A 20881-nucleotide genomic window follows, 5' to 3' on the forward strand; every position below is an offset into this window, starting at 1 on the left:
TATGAGTAGAAATACTTCTGAATTTTCTGTATTAATGACAATTTATGAAAAAGAAAAGGCTGAATATCTTGATAGATCTTTAGAGAGCTTAGAGAATCAGACGGTTCTTCCAGTACAAATCGTGATAGTCAAGGATGGCCTCTTAAATGAGGCGTTGGATACGGTGATAGAAACTCATGCTAAGAAATTTAGTAATATTTATACAGTTATATCACTAAAGAGGAATTGCGGAAGAGGTTATGCTTCGAAAGTTGGGATAGATCATATATCTAGCAAATGGTTTGCAAGAATGGATTCTGACGATGTTAGTTCTAAAGATAGATTTGAATTGCAAATTGCTGCTATAAAAAAATATATTAAAGTTTATCCTAAGTTAGCTGTAGTTGGTGGACAAATTAGTGAATTTATGAATAATGAGAATAATATTGTTGGGTATAGGCAAGTTCCACAAGAACCAGAGCGGATTAAAGAATTTGCAGCTTATCGAAGTCCAATTAATAATCCTACAGTAATGATTAATAAAGAAGCGTTACTTGCAGTAGGAAATTATTCGGAATTGAATGTTTTAGAAGATTATGATTTATGGGTACGATTCTTAAGTAATGGATATACATTAATAAATATTCCTAATATTTTGGTTAATATGCGAGTAGGAAATGGAATGTATAAACGCCGCGGCGGAATTAGGTACTTAAATACTTATATTCGACAAAAGCAAATATGGAAAAAGCAGGGGATTGGGACGAATAAAACTGTCATTTTTAGCAGTATTGTCATGATGGGGAGCATTTTAGTTCCACCATCTGTTCGAAAAATCCTGTATCAAAAAATTTTACATAAGTGAAAATGGGAAAGAAAATAATGGCTGACATAAATTATAAAATTATTTTACCTACTAATGTTAAATACTTAGATATAACGCATAATTTTATTGAACTTCTAAAAATTACTTGGCCTGAAGCAATAAAAAATTTGGTTATTTCAGTTACTGGACAAGAAAAGGACAAAAGCATTTCAATTGGAAATATTCCAGTAGTTCTGAATGAATCTACAAGTAGTTTACCAACTTGTATTTATAACGCCGTTCAAAATAATCCAGCAGAGTATTATCTTATTTTTCTTGGAGATGCATTTATTTCTAAAAGAATTGATAATAGAGAGGTTGACTCATTACTAAAAAGACTAATTGAGAATTCGATTAATTATTGTCGATTACTTCCTCAATTTTCTCTATATCGAAAAGGCATAGTAAAAGAATATAGAAAGCTTAATAGTGACGAACGTTATGGTCATAGTTTTGTGGCATTCGGAGCATCTTCTGAATTTATCAAAAGTGAGTTTGCTAACGGTATAACTGATCGTCAATTTGAACTGAATTATCTTGAATTGGCCAGTAAAAAAAAGAATATCTATTTTCCAGATCGAGTAGTTTTAAGACAAAATATGTTTCATATACTTCCAAGTATTCAAAAAGGAAAGTGGGATCGTATAAATATTTTGTACTTAAAAAGAAAATACCCACAGATCAACTTTTCAAATAGAGGAGTAATTAGTTTAAAGTATGAAAGCATTTTGCTGATAAGGAAGGCTATTTTACCATTTATATCAGATAGTTTACGACTAAGATTAAAGGCAAATAAAAGAAAGTACTTTGATACAGATTTATAATTATGAATAGAAAGAATAAATTTGCTTGTGGAATTGTAACATATTTCCCTAACAATGATGTGATAGATAAAATAAATAGATATTCTAATGAGTTTGATGAAGTATATGTTTTTGACAATACACCACAAGAATCAGATGTTTTGAAAAAGCTTGAACTAAATCAAAAGATCCATTTATATAGTAATAAAGAAAATAATGGCTTGTCAGTAGCGTACAATTACTTTATAAAGGAAGCAATTTTTAATTGTGATTTTTTGTGTACATTAGATCAAGATAGTGATTTTTCAAAAGAAAATATTAGGAGAATAGCAAATTATATCAATAATAATAATCTAGATAATATTGCTGTAATTGGGCCAAAAATTATTTATAACGATAATCATGAGATGATTACTCGAAATTGTGATATTACTGATAAAAGATATTTAATAAGTTCTGGTAGTTTTCTAAACTTATCTATTTTGAATAATAATAATATTAGATTTGACCCGCAATATTTCATAGATCGTGTTGACGTTGATTTTTGTCAAGAGTGTATAAGAAAAGGATTACGTGTTGTTGAGTATACAGGTTCAGTATTGTATCAGACACTAGGAACACCGACAAAACATATGAATAAAGGTAATCATTCATATAAACGTCATTACTATATGTTCAGAAATAGATTTTATTATAATAGAAAGTTTAGTAATAGTTTTTTACAGCGAGAGAGTTTAAATATAATTCAATCATTAAAGCAATGTTTAAGAATATTGACCTTTGAAGATCAAAAAGTTAATAAGCTTAAACAGTTGTTACTAGCTATTCATGATTATCGACACAATATTATGGGATCTGGAAGATATTAAAAGGAGCAAAAAAATGAAGATAGGTTTCGTTTTGCCTATGCCAACCACTAAAATAGTTGGTGGTTATAAAGTAGTGTATGAGTGTGCTAACTATTTAGCCCAAAAGGGTCATGATGTTACTATTTTTTACAATAGTGATAAAGGAAGAAATTCTAAGTCATTGCCACCTTTTCTAGTTTATTCCCTTAGGCAATTAATCTGTTTAAAGGAGCCTAGTTGGTTTAGATTGTTACCAGAAGTAAAAAAAGTGAATCTTTATTCATTAGATAAAAAATATTTTAAGGATTACGATGTTGTAATCGCAACAGCTGCTGAGACTGCAATTTTTGTTAACGAACTTTCCGTAAAAAAGAAAATCTATTTAATTCAGGATTTTGAAAAAGATTGGCAGTTAAGTGAAGAACAACTTTTTAAAACCTACAATTATCCAGACATGACACTCGTTGTTGTTTCAAAATGGTTATTGAAGAAAATATCAGAACATACTAACAAAGAAATTCATTATATTCCAAATGGGATAAATGAAAGAGTATTCAGGGACTACAAACAACCTCGAAAAAAATATAGTATTGCTATGCTATACCACCTTGATCAACGAAAAGGTGCTGAAGTAGGATTAAATGTAATTTTTAAATTAAAACAAAAATACCCTAAATTAGAAGTCAATTTGTTTGGTACTCCTAAACGTGATGCGAGTTGGCCTAGTTGGATTAAATACACTAGATTTGCAAAGCCAGAACAGGTAGCGCAAATTATGAATGGCTCTAGTGTATTTTTATGTACTAGTAGGTTTGAAGGATTTGGTCTAACAGGATTGGAAAGTTTATTTTGCGGTTGTGAATTTGTAACAACAGATTGTGGTGGAGTTAGAGAGTACGCTTCTGAAGATAATTCAATAATTTGTGAAGTTGATGATGTTAATGGATTAGTCCAAGGAGTAAGTAAAATATTTGAAAATTTAGAACAAAAGAACAGCTCGACTAAAGAATTGGCAATAGCTTTTAGTCGAGCATCAGCAAATAAAAAATTTGCGCAATTAGTGGAAAGTTAGGAGAAGAGCTTTGATTGATTTAGGCATAGGAATATTTATCACGATTATTATATTAGAACTAGTCTTAAAAGTTAAAGTTTATAGTCCGTCTTTTTTATTTGTTCTATCTTTTCTAATTTTATTTGTTTTAGAAAAAGTTCAACTGTATGGACTTTTTGCCGCAAAAAGTAGTGCTTATGTTGTAGTAATCATAGGTGTTCTTAGTTTTTGTGCAGGTTGTATTGCTGTTGTACCATTTTTTGACCACATCAAGTTAAGGGATACTCAAGCGAATTTAGATAAAAATTATGCCTTGCAGATAGATGAAATACGAAGAACATTATTAGTGTTAATATTGTTTTCTCTACTTATTGAATTTATATATGCAATTCCTTCCATTCTTTATTTGAGAAGTGGTGGTAGTCTGTATGATATGAGGTATGTTCATCAAGATATAATCCAACGCAGTGGAATTGTATCATTTCTCCATGTTTATGTTGCGTTACCTATTTTGTACATAGTTCTTCCTATCTCTACCTTTGATTTCTTTGTTAGTGGAAATAAAAAAATATTTTTACTAACATTAATTACCACCTTGCTTTATTTTATTGGAAATGGGGCAAGAATGCCGCTTATATATTTAATATTGTCTTATATAAGTATATTTTTGCTGTTTTTTAATTCGTTAAAGGAAAATAAAAAGCTAAAAAAAATACTTTTAGGTTTAATTGTTATAGTTTTCATAATTAATTTGTTAACAATATTACGTAAAAGTGGACAAGAAATGTCATCCGACGACCAGACTTTCTTTCAAGGAATATATTATTACATTACTTGTAGCATGATAAATTTAGGTGAAAAGTTAACTTATATATCAGCTCAGCCAAATTTATTTGGAACTGCCACTTTTTATGGCTTCTTCTTACCGTTAACTAATATAATAAAATTTCCTATTAGTAGTAGTACAAAAGATTTTTTTGACCTTATTCAAAATGGGATTATAAATATTTCTAGTGTTGATAGTAGTCCTTATAATTTTTGTGTTACTGGTTTTTTACCATCGTATGCAGATGGTAAAATTTTAGGTGTCGTACTACTAAGCTTTCTTATTGGAAGTTTTATACAATTTATTTTTGAAAAATTAAAACAGTCCAATAAGCTAAAATGGTTGGTTTTATATTCTCTAATGATGGAAGCAATAATGATGTATGTAATTACAAATATGTTTTCTAGTATTAGTTTCTGTATGGCAATACTTTTTACTTTATTTTTCTTAAATATCAAGGGCGTTAGGGTGAATAATTTTGAAAATAAATATTTCCAAAAATGATATTATTTGGAATTATATTGGTATTATAGTTTCTTTAATGGGAAACTTTTTACTAATACCATTTCTATTAAAATTTCTTTCTACTGATTATTACGGTTTATGGAATGTTTTCATTAGTTTAGGAGCAGTATCTGCCCTTTTTGACTTCGGCTTTAATTCACTATTTGCTAGAAATGTTGCATATAGTTGGAGTGGAGTTAAAAATCTAAGTAAAGAAAATGTAGTTGCTACTGACAATGACGGTGTTAACTATCCTTTACTGAAGAAAGTTATAAAGACCTGTCAATTAATATATTTAATCATTTCTTCAGTAGCACTTCTTATATTGGTTTCAATAGGAACTGTTTATGTGAGTCATGTTGCAAAAAGTATTAGTAATAATCTTGTTGTTATTATTGCATGGGAGCTTTACGCAATAGGGATCTTTTTAGATTTACTATATGGATATTATGATGCTTTTTTAAGAGGAATTGGTGAGATAGGTGCTGATAATAAAGCTAGAGTTATTGCAAAATTAATTCAAATAGTTTTAACTGTTGTGCTATTATTTCTTAATTTCGGAATTATAAGTACTTCTATTGCTAATATTGTATATGGTTTAGCTTTCAGGGAATTATGTAAAAAGAGATTCTATAGTTATAAAAACATGAAAACTAGGTTAAATGAAGTTGGTGCTGTGCCAATCAGTGATATCTTTGAAACCTTTAAGATTGTTTGGCATAACGCATGGCGCGAAGGAATTGTATCAATAGCCAACTATATTAGTAATCAAGTTACAACTTTACTTTGTTCATTATATCTTGGCTTAGCTGCCACAGCTAAATTCGGACTGGCAGTACAATTCACTTCGGCTGTAGCACAAATAGCTACAGCATTACTTATTTCCTACCAGCCTGCCTTACAAGAAGCGTATGCACATAGAAATAAAGAGGTTATTAGTGCAAAACTTTCAATGGGAGTTATTTCATATGTAATTCTATATCCATTAGGTTTAATTGGATTAATGCTTTTCATTCCTGTTATCAATATAATTAAAGGCAGTGCAATATTGACCATACCATTACTTTTTTCGGTAGGATTCTATCAATTTATTTTAAAGTTCAGAGATTGTTATGCTTGGTATCTTGGGAGTACGAATAGGGTGATATATTATAAATCATTTATATTTTCTTCAGTTTTATGCACTACTTTATCTGTACTATTTGTAGGTTACTGGCATTTAAATATTTCTGGCTTTGTCTATGCTCAAATTATCAGTCAACTTGTATTTAATGTTTGGTATTGGCCACTGTATGTGCATAGGGAATTACATTTAACACTAAAAAATATGATTTTAAGGTTTAGAGTCCAATTAATGAGAACTATAAAGGAGGAGCTTTAAACAATGAAAGGAATAATTTTAGCCGGTGGGTCAGGAACCCGCCTCTATCCAATTACGCGTGGTATTTCAAAACAATTGATTCCGGTTTATGATAAGCCGATGATTTATTATCCTTTATCGACTTTGATGTTAGCCGGTATTAGAGATATTTTGGTGATTTCTACTCCAGAATATATGCCCCTTTTTCAAGAACTTTTAGGGGATGGGATCAATTTAGGACTAAACTTCTCTTATAAAGTTCAAGAAAAGCCAAATGGACTCGCCGAAGCTTTTATTCTCGGCGAAGATTTTATTGGTGACGATAGTGTTTGTTTGATTTTAGGAGACAATATTTATTATGGAGCTGGTCTGTCCGACTTAGTTCAATCAGCAGCAAAAAAAACTGATGGCGCCACGGTCTTTGGTTACCATGTCAATGATCCAGAACGTTTTGGGGTAGTTGATTTTGATGACCAGATGCATGCCTTATCGATTGAAGAAAAACCGGCTCATCCCAAGAGTAATTATGCGGTGACTGGTCTGTACTTCTATGATAACCAAGTAGTTGATATTGCTAAAAACATCAAGCCATCAGATCGGGGCGAACTTGAAATTACTGATGTTAACAAGGAATACCTGCGTCAAGGCAAGCTCGATGTCAAGTTAATGGGGCGTGGGTATGCCTGGTTAGATACTGGCACGCATGATTCAATGCTTGAAGCAGCTAATTTCATCGCCACGATTGAAAAGCGGCAAAACTTAAAAGTGGCTTCCTTAGAAGAAATTGCTTATCGGATGGGTTACATTAATAAGGACCAGTTAGTTGAACTTGCTCAACCATTAAAGAAGAATGACTATGGTCAATACTTATTACGGTTAGCACAACAGAACTAGGAGTGAACAGATAATGGGAAAATTAAACGTTCAAACAACCAAACTACAAGACGTCAAAATTATTACCCCCGCCGTCTTTGGTGATCACCGGGGGTTCTTTGAGGAAACTTACTCTGATCGGGACTTCAAGGCAGCTGGGATTGATTTTAACTTTATTCAAGATAACCAATCACTTTCAACGCAGGCGGGTGTTCTGCGCGGATTACACTTTCAACGGGGAAAAGCAGCCCAAACAAAGTTAATCCGGGTCGTTACCGGTGCCGTTCTTGATGTGATTGTTGACTTACGGAAGGGTTCCCCAACATATAAGCAATGGGAAGGTTATATCTTATCAGCAAGTAATCACCGTCAACTCCTGGTTCCACGGGGATTTGCGCATGGCTTCTTGACTCTAACTGATAACGTTAACTTTGTTTACAAGTGCGATAACTATTACGATGCAGAAGCCGATGGGGGAATCTCCTTTAAGACGCCGGAATTAAATATTGACTGGCCAATTGAATTTGATAAGGCCATTACTTCCGAAAAAGATGCTGCACAACCAACCTTAACTGAATTTGAAAAAGACAACCCATTTGTTTATGGTGAAATTTAAGCGAGGTCGTTATGGAAGAATTTAAGAATATTATTGTTACCGGGGGAGCTGGCTTTATTGGCTCTAACTTTGTTCACTATGTTGTTAACCACCACCCGGAAGTTGAACACATTACGGTTTTAGATAAGCTGACTTATGCTGGTAATCCGGCCAATCTTGATGGCTTGCCAAAGGATAAAGTTGAACTCGTAGTCGGGGATATTTGTGATAAAGATTTAGTTGATAAGTTGGTAAGTCAAGCTGATGCCGTTGTTCATTATGCGGCGGAAAGTCACAATGACAATTCCTTGATTGATCCCACCCCGTTCATCCAAACCAATATTGTCGGTACTTCAATTTTAATCAATGCTTGTCGGAAATATGATGTTCGCTACCACCATATTTCAACGGATGAAGTATATGGGGATTTACCATTACGGGAAGACTTACCCGGTCATGGTGAAGGGAAAGGAGAAAAGTTTACTCCTGAATCACCATACCGACCATCAAGTCCTTATTCTTCATCGAAGGCTAGCTCTGACTTGTTAGTGCGGGCCTGGGTTCGGTCATTTGGCTTACGGGCAACTATTTCCAATTGTTCTAACAATTATGGTCCTTACCAACATATTGAAAAGTTCATTCCCCGTCAGATTACTAATATCTTGAGCGGTATTCGCCCTAAGCTTTATGGATCCGGTAAGAATGTGCGGGACTGGATTCACACCAATGATCATTCGCGCGCCGTTTGGGATATTTTGACCAAGGGGAAGATCGGTGAGACTTACCTTATCGGGGCCGATGGTGAAAAGAACAACAAGGAAGTTCTGGAAATGATCTTAGAGCTAATGGGCCAACCTAAAGATGCCTATGACCAAGTTAAAGATCGTCCCGGTCACGATTTGCGTTATGCCATTGATGCCACGAAGCTCCGGACAGAATTAGGCTGGGAGCCCGAATTTACTGATTTCAAGACCGGTTTACAACACACCATTGATTGGTATACCGAACACCAAGATTGGTGGAAAGATGAAAAAGCCGCAGTTGAAGCGAAGTATGCGAAAAACGGTCAATAATAGATAAATTAATAAATAATCAGTTTGTATTACGATGTAAGATTATTTTATTTTTCGATTAAAAGGGTCATGTTATTTCCATCAACTTGGATCATCACGACTCTTTATTTATATAAAAATTGATTAGATTATAAGGAGATAATAAAAGATGATTCCTAAAATAATTCACTATGCTTGGATAGGGACAGAGTTGCCAAATGATATAAAAAAAAGGATTGATATGTGGAAGTATAAATTACCTGAATGGGAATTTATACTTTGGAATGAAAACAACTATGACTTTGGAAAATTTAAATTTACAAAACTTAACTATGACCAAAAACGATGGGCATATGCTACAGATGAGTTAAGATATGATGTAGTGAATAAATATGGTGGCTTTTATCTTGATACGGATATGGTTATAAAAAGGAATTTAGATGAGTTTAGGAAGAACAAAATGACAATGGGCTTTATGTATGATAATAGTATTTTAACGTCATTTTTTGGAGCTGAAAAGGATCAACCTTTATTAAATGAATTATTAGAATTTTATGAAGCTAATTATTCGAAATTAAATAGGACAACAAATAATCCTATTGTCACATATTTTCTTTTACAAAAGTTTCAATTAAATTTTCGATTAAATAATGAGTACCAAGAAATTGGACCGGGGATTAAAATATATCCCCGTGAGTATTTTTGTTGTCCCAATAAAAATACTCATGCTAATTATGCTGAACATTTATTCGATAACTCTTGGGGAAATGCAAACGAAGGGATATATGGTTTCTTAAAAAAACAGTTTAAGCAAAGTTTACCGTCTGTTTATTGGAATGTTTCCAATAGACGTGGTATTAAAGGGGCACAAAATGATTTACAAATATTAAAAATGTCAAACCTGAAAATATAATTAACGGTATAGAAAAATATATAGTAATATTGGATTTTTGATGGGGAGAGTTAAAAATGACAAAAATTTTAATCACTGGTGCCAATGGCCAACTCGGTTCAGAATTAAGGAAATTATTAGATGAACGTGAAATTGCATATGACGCCTTTGATTCTAACCAAATGGATATCACTGATCAAGTTGTTGTAAATGAAAAGATTAGTGCGCTTAAGCCGGAAGTAATCTATCATTGTGCTGCTTATACCGCCGTTGATAACGCGGAAGATGTTGCTAAAGACCTCAATTGGCAAGTAAACGCCGATGGTACGCGCAATGTTGCCGAGGCCGCTAAAAAAGTTGGCGCTAAGATGGTTTACATCAGTACCGATTATGTCTTTGATGGGACCAATGAAGGCGAGTATGAAGTTGATGCGCCCACTAATCCACGAAATGAATATGGTAAAGCTAAACTTGCCGGTGAAAAAGCAATCCAAGAAATCTTAACTGATTACTACATCATTCGGACATCCTGGGTTTTTGGTAAATACGGTAAGAATTTTGTCTACACAATGCTTCGTCTTGCCAAAGACCATGATAAGCTCACCGTCGTCAACGATCAATTTGGCCGCCCAACATGGACTAGAACCCTTGCAGAGTTTATGACGTACTTAGTCGATCATGATCAGCCATTCGGTACCTACCAGCTATCTAACGAGAATAGTTGTTCCTGGTACGAATTCGCTACCGAGATCTTAAAGGATAAAGATGTTGAAGTTGCTCCAGTTGATTCATCAGCATATCCAGCCAAAGCTTACCGCCCTTGCCATTCAGTTATGAGCTTGAAGAAGGCAGAAGCCACTGGGTTTGAGATTGTGGATTGGCAGACTGCATTGAGTAAGTTTATAGAGGAGATTGAGGAGTAAAATACTGAAACCGGTTTGGATTGGATACTGTTTTTTATGGGCGGCGCAATAAAGCTAGATCTAACTGGAGAATACTGTGAACTAAATTGAAATTTAGTGTAAGCAGCTAATATCCTTGATCAACGTAGTATAATTGCAATTTTTTTACTAGGTAAGAAAGTATACTGTGGAAACATTTAAGAATATTGTCGTTACCGGTAGAGACAATTTTATAAGTTCTAACTTTGTTCACTATGTTGTTAACCCTTACTAGGAAGTTGAACATATTACGGTTTTAGATAAGTTAACTTATACTGGCATTTAGTCAATTCTGATATCTTTGTTTAAAATTACAAATTTGAACTTTGTTTGAAGAAAATGTGGGAAGAATTTGAAAATTTCCTTTGAAAAAATTAAACATCATAGTATTATAATATCGATAATTAATTGTTTATTCTGACATGAAGGAGATTAAAATGGAAATAAAGAAACATTTTAAGTTGTATAAAAGTGGTAAACAATGGGTGACAGCGGCAGTTGCTACTGTTGCTGTTTCAACCACGCTTCTTTACGGGGGAGTTGCGCATGCTGATCAACAAGTTCAGTCTTCCACAACCCAAGAACAAACTTCTACTGTGAATGCTGATACTACTAAAACAGTAAATTTAGATACTAATACTGACCAACTAGCCCAAACAACTGATAAAAATCAAGTAGCAAATGACACTACTACTAACCAAAGTAAAACTGATAGTACATCAACAACTGTTAAGAATCCTACTTTTACACCAGTTTCTACTTTGTCTTCATCAGATAATGAAAAACAAAGTCAAAATTATAATAAGCAGGATAATGGAAACTATGGAAATGTTGATGCTGCTTACTTTAATAATAATCAATTGCATATTTCAGGATGGCACGCAACAAATGCATCTCAAGGAACAGATAGTCGTCAGGTGATTGTACGTGATATCACAACTAATACTGAATTAGGACGTACTAATGTAACAAACAATGTTTCACGCCCAGATGTTAAAAATGTCCACAATGTTTATAATGCTGATAATTCTGGATTCGATGTCAATATCAACATTGACTTTAGTAAGATGAAGGACTATCGTGATTCAATTGAAATTGTTAGTCGATACAGTGGAAATGGTAAATCTGTTGATTGGTGGTCTCAACCGATTACCTTTGACAAAAATAATTACGCATACCTTGACACATTTGAAGTTAAAAATGGGGAATTGCATGCAACAGGATGGAATGCTACTAATAAGGCAATTAACTATAACCACCATTTTGTGATTTTATTTGATCGAACAAATGGTAAAGAAGTGACTCGTCAAGAAGTTCGTGATGGTCAATCGCGTCCAGATGTTGCTAAGGTATATCCACAAGTAGTTGGGGCAAATAACTCTGGCTTTGACGTGACATTTAATATTGGTGATCTAGATTATACTCATCAATACCAAATTCTTAGTCGTTACAGCAATGCAGATAATGGCGAAGGTGATTATGTTACTTACTGGTTTGCTCCACAATCAATTGCTCCTGCTAACCAAAGTAATCAGGGTTATTTAGATTCATTTGATATCAGTAAAAATGGTGAAGTGACAGTAACTGGTTGGAATGCTACTGATCTATCTGAATTACAAACTAACCATTATGTAATTTTATTTGACCAAACTGCTGGTCAACAAGTTGCATCTGCAAAAGTTGATCTAATTTCTCGTCCAGATGTTGCAAAAGCTTACCCAACAGTAAAAACTGCTGAAACTTCTGGCTTTAAGGTAACATTTAAGGTTAGTAAGTTACAACCAGGTCATCAATATAGTGTAGTAAGCCGTTTTTCTGCCGATGAAAACGGTAATGGTAATGATAAACGTCATACCGATTACTGGTACAGCCCAGTAACCTTAAATCAAACTGCTTCAAATATTGATACTATTACAATGACATCGAATGGATTGCATATTACTGGTTGGATGGCAAGTGATAATTCAATTAATGAAGCAACTCCATATGCCATTATTCTTAATAATGGTAGAGAGGTTACTCGTCAAAAATTAACTTTAATTGCGCGTCCAGATGTAGCAGCAGTATATCCTTCACTCTATAACAGTGCTGTTAGTGGATTTGATACTACCATTAAATTGACTAATGCTCAATATCAGGCGCTTAATGGTCAACTACAAGTATTGTTACGTTTTTCTAAAGCTATTGATGGTAATCCAAACGGCACTAATACTGTAACAGATCAATTTAGTAAAAATTATGCAACTACTGGTGGTAACTTTGATTATGTCAAAGTAAACGGCAATCAAATTGAATTTAGTGGCTGGCATGCAACTAATCAATCAAATGATAAAAATTCTCAATGGATTATTGTTTTAGTTAATGGTAAAGAGGTAAAACGGCAATTAGTTAATGATACTAAGGATGGTGCTGCTGGGTTCAACCGTAATGATGTTTACAAAGTAAATCCGGCTATTGAAAATAGTATTATGTCTGGGTTCCAAGGTATTATTACTTTACCTGTAACAGTTAAGGATGAAAATGTTCAGCTTGTTCATCGTTTTAGTAATGATGCAAAGACTGGTGAAGGTAATTATGTTGATTTCTGGTCAGAAGTAATGTCTGTTAAGGACAGCTTCCAAAAGGGTAATGGGCCGCTTAATCAATTTGGTTTACAAACTATTAACGGCCAACAATATTATATTGACCCAACAACTGGCCAACCTCGTAAGAATTTCTTATTGCAAAATGGGAACGATTGGATTTACTTTGACAAAGATACTGGTGCTGGAACTAATGCTCTTAAGTTACAATTTGATAAGGGAACAATTTCTGCTGATGAGCAATATCGTCGAGGAAATGAAGCCTATAGTTATGATGACAAGAGTATTGAAAATGTAAATGGTTACTTAACAGCTGATACTTGGTACCGACCAAAACAAATCTTAAAGGATGGTACTACCTGGACTGACTCTAAAGAAACAGATATGCGCCCAATTTTAATGGTATGGTGGCCAAATACTGTTACACAAGCATATTATCTTAACTATATGAAGCAATATGGTAATCTATTGCCGGCTAGTTTACCAAGCTTCAGTGCAGATGCTGATTCTGCTGAATTAAATCATTACTCCGAACTTGTTCAACAAAATATCGAAAAGCGGATCAGTGAGACTGGTAATACTGATTGGTTACGTACATTAATGCATGAGTTCGTTACTAAGAATTCTATATGGAATAAGGATAGTGAAAATGTCGATTACGGTGGTTTGCAATTACAAGGTGGATTCCTTAAGTATGTAAATAGTGATCTTACTAAATATGCAAATTCAGATTGGCGTTTAATGAACCGTACAGCTACTAATATTGATGGTAAGAACTATGGTGGTGCGGAATTCTTATTAGCTAATGATATTGATAACTCAAATCCAGTTGTTCAAGCTGAAGAATTAAACTGGCTTTACTATTTAATGAATTTCGGTACAATTACAGGAAATAATCCTGAAGCTAATTTTGATGGCATTCGAGTGGATGCTGTTGATAATGTAGATGTTGACTTATTGAGTATTGCACGTGATTACTTTAATGCAGCATATAACATGGAGCAAAGTGATGCCAGTGCTAATAAGCACATTAATATTTTGGAAGATTGGGGATGGGATGATCCTGCTTATGTAAATAAGATTGGAAATCCTCAATTAACAATGGATGATCGTTTACGAAATGCAATTATGGATACATTATCAGGAGCACCTGATAAAAACCAAGCATTGAATAAATTAATTACTCAGTCATTAGTAAATCGTGCTAATGATAATACTGAAAACGCGGTTATTCCAAGCTATAATTTTGTTCGAGCACATGATAGTAATGCTCAAGACCAAATTCGTCAGGCTATTCAAGCTGCAACTGGAAAACCATATGGCGAATTTAACTTAGATGATGAAAAGAAGGGTATGGAAGCATATATTAATGATCAGAATTCTACTAATAAGAAGTGGAATCTTTACAATATGCCTTCTGCTTATACTATTCTTCTAACAAATAAAGATTCAGTTCCTCGTGTTTACTATGGAGACCTCTATCAAGATGGTGGTCAATATATGGAACGTAAAACACGTTACTTTGATACTATTACTAACTTATTAAAGACACGGGTTAAATATGTTGCCGGTGGACAAACTATGAGTGTTGATAAGAATGGTATTCTTACAAGCGTTCGTTTTGGTAAAGGCGCTATGAATGCTACTGATACTGGTACTGATGAAACAAGAACAGAAGGTATCGGTGTTGTAATTAGTAACAATACTAATTTGAAGCTTAATGATGGTGAATCAGTAGTCCTTCATATGGGAGCTGCTCATAAGAATCAAAAGTATCGTGCTGTGATCTTAACAACTGAAGATGGTGTTAAGAATTACACTAATGATACAGACGCACCAGTTGCATACACTGATGCTAATGGTGACCTTCACTTTACTAATACTAATTTGAATGGTCAACAATATACAGCTATCCGGGGATATGCAAATCCTGATGTAACAGGATACCTAGCTGTTTGGGTACCAGCTGGAGCAGCAGATGATCAAGATGCACGTACTGCACCAAGTGATGAAGCTCATACTACAAAGACTGCTTATCGCTCTAATGCAGCCCTTGATTCTAACGTTATTTATGAAGGATTCTCTAATTTCATTTACTGGCCAACTACTGAAAGCGAACGGACTAATGTGAGAATTGCACAAAATGCGGATCTATTTAAATCATGGGGAATTACTACCTTTGAATTAGCTCCACAATACAATTCAAGTAAAGATGGTACGTTCCTTGATTCAATAATTGATAATGGATATGCCTTTACTGATCGTTATGATTTAGGAATGAGTACTCCTAACAAGTATGGATCTGATGAAGACTTACGTAATGCTTTACAAGCCTTACATAAAGCTGGTTTACAAGCAATTGCCGACTGGGTTCCTGATCAAATTTATAACTTACCTGGTAAAGAAGCTGTAACAGTAACACGTTCAGATGATCATGGTACTACATGGGAAGCTTCACCAATAAAGAATGTTGTCTACATTACAAATACGATTGGTGGGGGTGAATACCAGAAGAAGTATGGTGGTGAATTCTTAGACACTCTTCAAAAAGAATATCCACAATTATTTACTCAGGTATATCCAGTAACTCAAACGACAATTGATCCTAGTGTTAAGATTAAAGAGTGGTCTGCTAAATACTTTAATGGTACTAATATCCTTCATCGAGGTGCTGGATATGTATTGCGCTCTAATGATGGTAAATACTATAACCTTGGCACAAGTACTCAACAATTCTTACCGTCTCAATTATTAGGTCAAGATAATGAAGGATACGGATTTGTAAAAGAAGGAAATAATTACCATTACTATGATGAGAATAAACAGATGGTAAAAGATACATTTATTCAAGATAGTGTTGGAAATTGGTATTACTTCGATAAAAATGGTAATATGGTTGCTAACCAAAATCCTATTGAAATTAGTAGTAATGGAACTTCAGGAACTTACCTTTTCTTGAACAATGGTACATCATTCCGTTCTGGATTAGTGAAAACTGATGCAGGTACGTACTATTATGATGGTGATGGTCGAATGGTTCGTAATCAAACAGTAAGTGATGGTGCGATGACATATGTTCTTGATGAAAATGGTAAACTTGTTAGTGAATCATTTGATCCATCTGCTACTGAGGCACACCCATTAAAACCTGGTGATTTAAACGGCCAAAAATAGTTACAATATGAAAATTGGAACTTGTATTTTACCTTCTTTGAAATAATAAGTTCTACAATATCTGGTATTGATATAGAGATACTACTTTCTATACCAATACCAGATTTTTGTTTTTAAATAAAAATCTATTTAAAATTAACATGAACTTCTAAAGAAAGCGCTTGCAATAAATACAATTAGTGTTAATATGTACTTGAGTACTCAAGTAGTAAGGATGAGAAAAATGTATTTAGATAGAAATGGTAATTTGCGTGCGCAAATAGTTTCAGCAATTCAAAATGATATTTTTACAAATAGGAAGGTTGGAGATAAGCTGCCTTCAGAAGCAGAATATGCGTCAGCTTTTAATGTTACTAGATCAACTATTCAAAAAGCTCTCAAGGATCTTGAACAGATGAATCTTATAGAAAAAATTCAAGGTAAAGGATCTTTTGTTCATCAAACAAAGCCTCATGTAAAATTATTTAATTTCAAAGGTTTTACCGACTATGCTCATCAAATTGGAGCAGAGGCAGTAAATAAAATTATTTCAACTAAGGTTAATAAGGATCACTATATCCTTCGGCGGTTACGATTGATTAAAACTGATCAAAGTTTAACCCCGATGACACTTGATGAATCAATTATTAATTTAAAGAAATTTCCCGGATTAGATAAGTATGATTTTTCGAAGCAATCACTATATGAGGTAATTCGACAAGAATATAAGACTTATCCTTCAACTTCATCCCTTCGAATGACAGCAATTTCTGCTAATAAAGAAGAAGCAAAATTGCTTGATTGCAGTGAAAAGTCAGCTTTATTACAGGCTGAAGGAATCGTTCATGATCAAAGTGGTGAAGTTGTTGAAAACGTTAAGGTTATTTACAGTAATTATGCAGAATTTGATTTAACACTTGGTATGTAGGGAAGTGCATAGTGATGAGGAATAAAGATAAAATTTTAGGTGCATTATATGGGCAAGCAATTGGTGATGCAATGGGAATGCCTACCGAATTATGGCCAATCCAAAAAATTCAAGCAAAGTTTGGCAAGAATATTACAACCTTTTTAGATGGAACAGAAGATAATGACATTGCAATTAACTTCAAGGCTGGCGAGTATACGGATGATACTAATCAGGCATTTGCTATCCTAGATGCCCTAATTGAGACTGATTGGCAACCAAACACGAAAGTACTTGTTAAACATATTATGCAGTGGGCTGACCGTGTTGGGGCGTGGACTAATAATATTTTAGGACCAAGTAGCAAAGCGGCTCTTACTTTGGTTAAGGAAGGGAAAGATCCTTCTGAAGTTACAAAATCAGCCTTAACAAATGGGTGCGGAATGCGTATTTCACCAATTGGGACACTATATACTCCAGAACAACTTGACGACCTCATTCAAATGGTTTATGAGGTTACTAAGATTACCCATTCTAGTGATGTTGCAATTAGTGGTGCAGCAATGATTGCTGGTGCAGTAACGGCTGCTGTTGCTGATTACAGCTGGGATGAAATTATTGAATATGCGGAGAAAGCCAATAACGCTGGATTTAAATTGGGAGCACCAACTTGGGCAGCTCACAATAAAGAACGCTTAGAAATAGGTTTATCACTTGCAAAAAAGTATGAGGGTAATGATGAAGCATTTAGCCGAGCAATTTACGATACTGTGGGAACAGGGACGATGATTTCTGAGAGTATTCCTGCCGCTGTTGCAATTGCTTATTATGCAAAAGATGTAAAGAAGTGTGCGATCATCTGTACTAATTTAGGTGGTGATACTGATACAATCGGAGCAATGGCAACTGCAATTTGTGGTGCTAAAAATGGTGCTAGTGCTATCCCAGAAGAATGGAAGAAATTAATTGATAGTAAAAACCCACAACATAATATAAAGGAATTTGCTAATAAGATTGCTGCTTTGAACGCTTGATGTAGAATACGGGGTGTGATTCTAATGGATAATGATTTTGTTAAAGTTCCCGAAAAAGATAAAACATTAAGTCCTGGTAAACTATTCTATAATTGGTTTGCCGCTAATATTGGGATTATGGGATTTGTTTATGGTGCAATCATAGTTAGTTATCATTTATCATTCTGGCAGTCAATTTCCGCGGCCCTAATTGGTGCGTTGACATTTGCTATCCCAGGATGGGTAGCAATGATTGGTCGTCGCGAAGGTGTAACAACTTTTAAAATGAGTCGGGCAGCCTTTGGAACTTATGGTAATAAGATTCCGAACTTTATGGCCTGGTTAAATATGGTCGGTTGGTTAGCCGTTAATGTTATTACTGGGACACTTCTATTTTCCGCTATGTTAAAAACAATTAAAATTCCACAAACTGTTTTTACAAAGTTTATTTGTTTAGTGATTTTTGCGGGATTAGTTATTCTATCAGGTGTTTTTAAGGAAGACACATTAGCCAAAATTCAAACATGGTTAAGCTGGATTTTTGGTGCATTAACACTTGTAATGTTAATTATGTTTCTGATGAATGCTAATTGGCATGAAGCATTTACGATGAAATCAGGTAGTTGGTTAACGGGATGGTTGCCAGCTGTAGCATTTATTGCTGCTGGTTCAAGTATTTCATGGTCGATGGCTGCTGCAGATTGGGGAGCTTATGTACGGCCTAATACTAGATTATCAGCAACGTTTTGGAATACCACGTTAGGAGCAGCTACACCTCTGTTTATTCTGATGGCTGGTGGAGTTTTACTTAGTACAATTTCTCCAAGTTTGGCTACTGCTAGTGACCCATATCAAGTAATGTATAATGCTATTCCTGGCTGGTTTGGTTTTTTGTACTTCTTAGTAGCTGCGGGTGGTATTATTCCACAATGTTTAGTATCATTTCGTTCAGCTCGAATCAATCTTTCGACAATTGGGATTGAAGTCAGTCAAAAGACATCGCTCACTATTCATGCCTTAATTATTATTGTAATTTCTGTTTATGTTTTATTCATTTCAGGTAACTTTTTAACTAACTTTGAATTGTTTCTGAACTTCTTAGGAATCTGTTTAGCTTCATGGGTAGCAATTTTCTTAGTTGATAATGTTATTTACCGTCATGATGGATATGATGTCTTCTTGATGAAGGAAGATTCTCCTGTTCATTATAATTGGCCAGGAATTATTTCGTGGATTATTGCAACTGTCTTTGGGTTCTTATTTACTTCTAATGCCGCTTATAGAGGACCATTTGCATATGGTATCTTTGAAAATAATAGTAGTTTGGCTGTTTTTGTTTCGGGAATTGCCGCTATCGTTGTAATGTTTGTGATTTCTCTATTTGTAAAGAAAAATAAGACAGGGGATGAAACTGCATGAACAAGAAAAGTTTAATAATTGGCGCTGCATTTGTTGATGTAATTATGGATGTTCCTAATATGCCCACATCTGGCGGAGATGTTACTGCCAATTTTAAATCTAATGATGTTGGTGGTTGTGCTTTTAATGTTTATGGTGCGATTAAACATTCTCTTGGAAACGGTAGTGCTGATTTATTTGTCCCCGTTGGTAATGGTCAATATGCACAAATTGTCCAAAAAGTAATGGAAAAACGTTCTATTCCAGTTTTACTACGCGATCAAGGAAAGGATAATGGTTGGGATCTTTGCTTGATCGAGCCATCTGGTGAAAGAACGTTCATTACTGTTCCAGGAATTGAACAATGCTGGAAAGATGAATGGTTTGATAAGATTGATTTAGATGATTATGATTACTTTTATCTAAGCGGTTATGAAATGGAGGATGAACAAGCTGCTAAGGTTATCTTGAGTAATTTAAGTAAACGTAATAAAGGATCATATCTTTTATTTGATGCCTCTCCCCGTATTAGCTATATTAGTAGGAATATTTTATCTAAAATTTTGAAAGCGAATACAATGGTGAATGCTAATCAAGATGAAATTGGGTATTTAAGTAATAAAGATTCTTTAGAAGAACAATCCGCAGATATTTACAGTAAAACCCATGCTCCTGTAATGATTACTTTGGGAGCAAAGGGAACCTATCTATATGATAAGCATGGTGGTCGATTAATCCCCGGCGAAAAAGTAAAGGTCGTAAATACTATTGGTGCAGGTGATACCCATTGCGGTGGTGTAATCGCTGGTTTGCAGAAGGGGATGGGCATTGACGAGGCTATATCGCTTAGTAACGTATTGTCAGCTAAGGTTATTCAACAAGAAGCAGGAAGTTTGTAGGAGTATAAAAGATTTTCAATTATTAGGGGTTACTCTAAGAATTGAGAATCTTTTTATAAAAAGTAAGTGCTTTATAATATTAAACTATGATACTATAAGGATATTGTGTTAATGGTAGGCTTGGTTGAGGAATATATAATTCTAATAAATATCGAATTCTTACAAAAATTACTTAATATTGTTATGAACAAATGTTAATATTCTGATATAATAGGGTTATCAGATTTATAAAAAGCAGGTAATTGAAGATCTGAAGAAGCTTATAGCTTAACATTAGAATAATTTCAACAAGAATTTTAATGATTCTAAGAAGTTCTTCTAGCGTGGAGGCTTTACTCCA

General features: G+C 34.1%; 16 protein-coding genes. All 16 read left to right on the forward strand.

The window, feature by feature from the left end; genetic code table 11:
• The first annotated feature begins 1 nt into the window (after position 1).
• Entirely contained in the window at positions 2–844 is an 843-nt protein-coding gene (locus tag LMB56_RS08425; protein ID WP_229284015.1) for a glycosyltransferase, read from the forward strand.
• A gap of 17 nt (positions 845–861) precedes the next feature.
• On the forward strand, positions 862–1668 hold the full coding sequence (locus LMB56_RS08430) for a hypothetical protein (RefSeq protein ID WP_229284016.1): 807 nt from the start codon (positions 862–864) through the stop codon (positions 1666–1668).
• A 2-nt stretch (positions 1669–1670) separates the two neighbouring features.
• On the forward strand, positions 1671–2516 hold the full coding sequence (locus LMB56_RS08435) for a glycosyltransferase (protein ID WP_229284017.1): 846 nt from the start codon (positions 1671–1673) through the stop codon (positions 2514–2516).
• 13 nt (positions 2517–2529) lie between these two features.
• Positions 2530–3567: a glycosyltransferase family 4 protein gene (locus tag LMB56_RS08440; RefSeq protein WP_229284018.1), complete on the forward strand. Its 1038-nt coding sequence runs from the start codon at positions 2530–2532 to the stop codon at positions 3565–3567.
• A 10-nt stretch (positions 3568–3577) separates the two neighbouring features.
• Entirely contained in the window at positions 3578–4876 is a 1299-nt protein-coding gene (locus LMB56_RS08445; protein WP_229284019.1) for an O-antigen polymerase, read from the forward strand.
• Positions 4851–6257: an O-unit flippase-like protein gene (gene wzx, locus LMB56_RS08450; RefSeq protein ID WP_229284020.1), complete on the forward strand. Its 1407-nt coding sequence runs from the start codon at positions 4851–4853 to the stop codon at positions 6255–6257. Before LMB56_RS08445 ends, wzx begins: the two co-directional genes overlap by 26 nt.
• Positions 6258–6260: 3 nt before the next feature.
• Positions 6261–7130 carry a glucose-1-phosphate thymidylyltransferase RfbA gene (rfbA, locus tag LMB56_RS08455; protein ID WP_229284021.1) on the forward strand — a complete coding sequence of 290 codons (870 nt, stop codon included), beginning with the start codon at positions 6261–6263 and terminating at the stop codon, positions 7128–7130.
• Positions 7131–7143: 13 nt separating this feature from the next.
• On the forward strand, positions 7144–7725 hold the full coding sequence (gene rfbC / locus LMB56_RS08460) for a dTDP-4-dehydrorhamnose 3,5-epimerase (protein ID WP_003664372.1): 582 nt from the start codon (positions 7144–7146) through the stop codon (positions 7723–7725).
• A gap of 11 nt (positions 7726–7736) precedes the next feature.
• Positions 7737–8777, forward strand: coding sequence for a dTDP-glucose 4,6-dehydratase (rfbB, locus tag LMB56_RS08465; protein WP_229284022.1), 1041 nt, complete (start codon positions 7737–7739; stop codon positions 8775–8777).
• Between the two features lie 148 nt (positions 8778–8925).
• On the forward strand, positions 8926–9669 hold the full coding sequence (locus LMB56_RS08470; protein WP_229284023.1) for a glycosyltransferase family 32 protein: 744 nt from the start codon (positions 8926–8928) through the stop codon (positions 9667–9669).
• 56 nt (positions 9670–9725) lie between these two features.
• Complete coding sequence (gene rfbD, locus LMB56_RS08475) at positions 9726–10571, forward strand: dTDP-4-dehydrorhamnose reductase (RefSeq protein ID WP_229284024.1); 846 nt, start codon at positions 9726–9728, stop codon at positions 10569–10571.
• Between the two features lie 455 nt (positions 10572–11026).
• Positions 11027–16345, forward strand: coding sequence for a glycoside hydrolase family 70 protein (locus LMB56_RS08480; RefSeq protein ID WP_229284025.1), 5319 nt, complete (start codon positions 11027–11029; stop codon positions 16343–16345).
• Positions 16346–16568: 223 nt separating this feature from the next.
• Positions 16569–17252 carry a GntR family transcriptional regulator gene (locus LMB56_RS08485; protein ID WP_122481701.1) on the forward strand — a complete coding sequence of 228 codons (684 nt, stop codon included), beginning with the start codon at positions 16569–16571 and terminating at the stop codon, positions 17250–17252.
• Positions 17253–17266: 14 nt separating this feature from the next.
• Positions 17267–18265, forward strand: a complete 999-nt coding sequence (locus LMB56_RS08490; protein ID WP_086131980.1) for an ADP-ribosylglycohydrolase family protein — start codon at positions 17267–17269, stop codon at positions 18263–18265.
• 24 nt (positions 18266–18289) lie between these two features.
• Positions 18290–19663, forward strand: coding sequence for a purine-cytosine permease family protein (locus LMB56_RS08495; RefSeq protein ID WP_122481700.1), 1374 nt, complete (start codon positions 18290–18292; stop codon positions 19661–19663).
• On the forward strand, positions 19660–20541 hold the full coding sequence (locus LMB56_RS08500; RefSeq protein ID WP_122481699.1) for a PfkB family carbohydrate kinase: 882 nt from the start codon (positions 19660–19662) through the stop codon (positions 20539–20541). Before LMB56_RS08495 ends, LMB56_RS08500 begins: the two co-directional genes overlap by 4 nt.
• The last annotated feature ends 340 nt before the right edge of the window (positions 20542–20881 follow it).

Origin of the sequence: Limosilactobacillus reuteri, assembly GCF_020785355.1 — a bacterium.
GTDB lineage: Bacteria > Bacillota > Bacilli > Lactobacillales > Lactobacillaceae > Limosilactobacillus > Limosilactobacillus reuteri_I.

What these genes read in the sequence shown, in the direction of transcription:
- LMB56_RS08425 (WP_229284015.1), top strand. Translation starts at nt 2, where the DNA reads ATGAGTAGAAATACTTCTGAATTTTCTGTATTAATGACAATTTATGAA.
- LMB56_RS08430 (WP_229284016.1), top strand. Translation starts at nt 862, where the DNA reads ATGGCTGACATAAATTATAAAATTATTTTACCTACTAATGTTAAATAC.
- LMB56_RS08435 (WP_229284017.1), top strand. Translation starts at nt 1,671, where the DNA reads ATGAATAGAAAGAATAAATTTGCTTGTGGAATTGTAACATATTTCCCT.
- LMB56_RS08440 (WP_229284018.1), top strand. Translation starts at nt 2,530, where the DNA reads ATGAAGATAGGTTTCGTTTTGCCTATGCCAACCACTAAAATAGTTGGT.
- rfbA (WP_229284021.1), top strand. Translation starts at nt 6,261, where the DNA reads ATGAAAGGAATAATTTTAGCCGGTGGGTCAGGAACCCGCCTCTATCCA.
- rfbC (WP_003664372.1), top strand. Translation starts at nt 7,144, where the DNA reads ATGGGAAAATTAAACGTTCAAACAACCAAACTACAAGACGTCAAAATT.
- rfbB (WP_229284022.1), top strand. Translation starts at nt 7,737, where the DNA reads ATGGAAGAATTTAAGAATATTATTGTTACCGGGGGAGCTGGCTTTATT.
- LMB56_RS08470 (WP_229284023.1), top strand. Translation starts at nt 8,926, where the DNA reads ATGATTCCTAAAATAATTCACTATGCTTGGATAGGGACAGAGTTGCCA.
- rfbD (WP_229284024.1), top strand. Translation starts at nt 9,726, where the DNA reads ATGACAAAAATTTTAATCACTGGTGCCAATGGCCAACTCGGTTCAGAA.
- LMB56_RS08480 (WP_229284025.1), top strand. Translation starts at nt 11,027, where the DNA reads ATGGAAATAAAGAAACATTTTAAGTTGTATAAAAGTGGTAAACAATGG.
- LMB56_RS08485 (WP_122481701.1), top strand. Translation starts at nt 16,569, where the DNA reads ATGTATTTAGATAGAAATGGTAATTTGCGTGCGCAAATAGTTTCAGCA.
- LMB56_RS08490 (WP_086131980.1), top strand. Translation starts at nt 17,267, where the DNA reads ATGAGGAATAAAGATAAAATTTTAGGTGCATTATATGGGCAAGCAATT.
- LMB56_RS08495 (WP_122481700.1), top strand. Translation starts at nt 18,290, where the DNA reads ATGGATAATGATTTTGTTAAAGTTCCCGAAAAAGATAAAACATTAAGT.
- LMB56_RS08500 (WP_122481699.1), top strand. Translation starts at nt 19,660, where the DNA reads ATGAACAAGAAAAGTTTAATAATTGGCGCTGCATTTGTTGATGTAATT.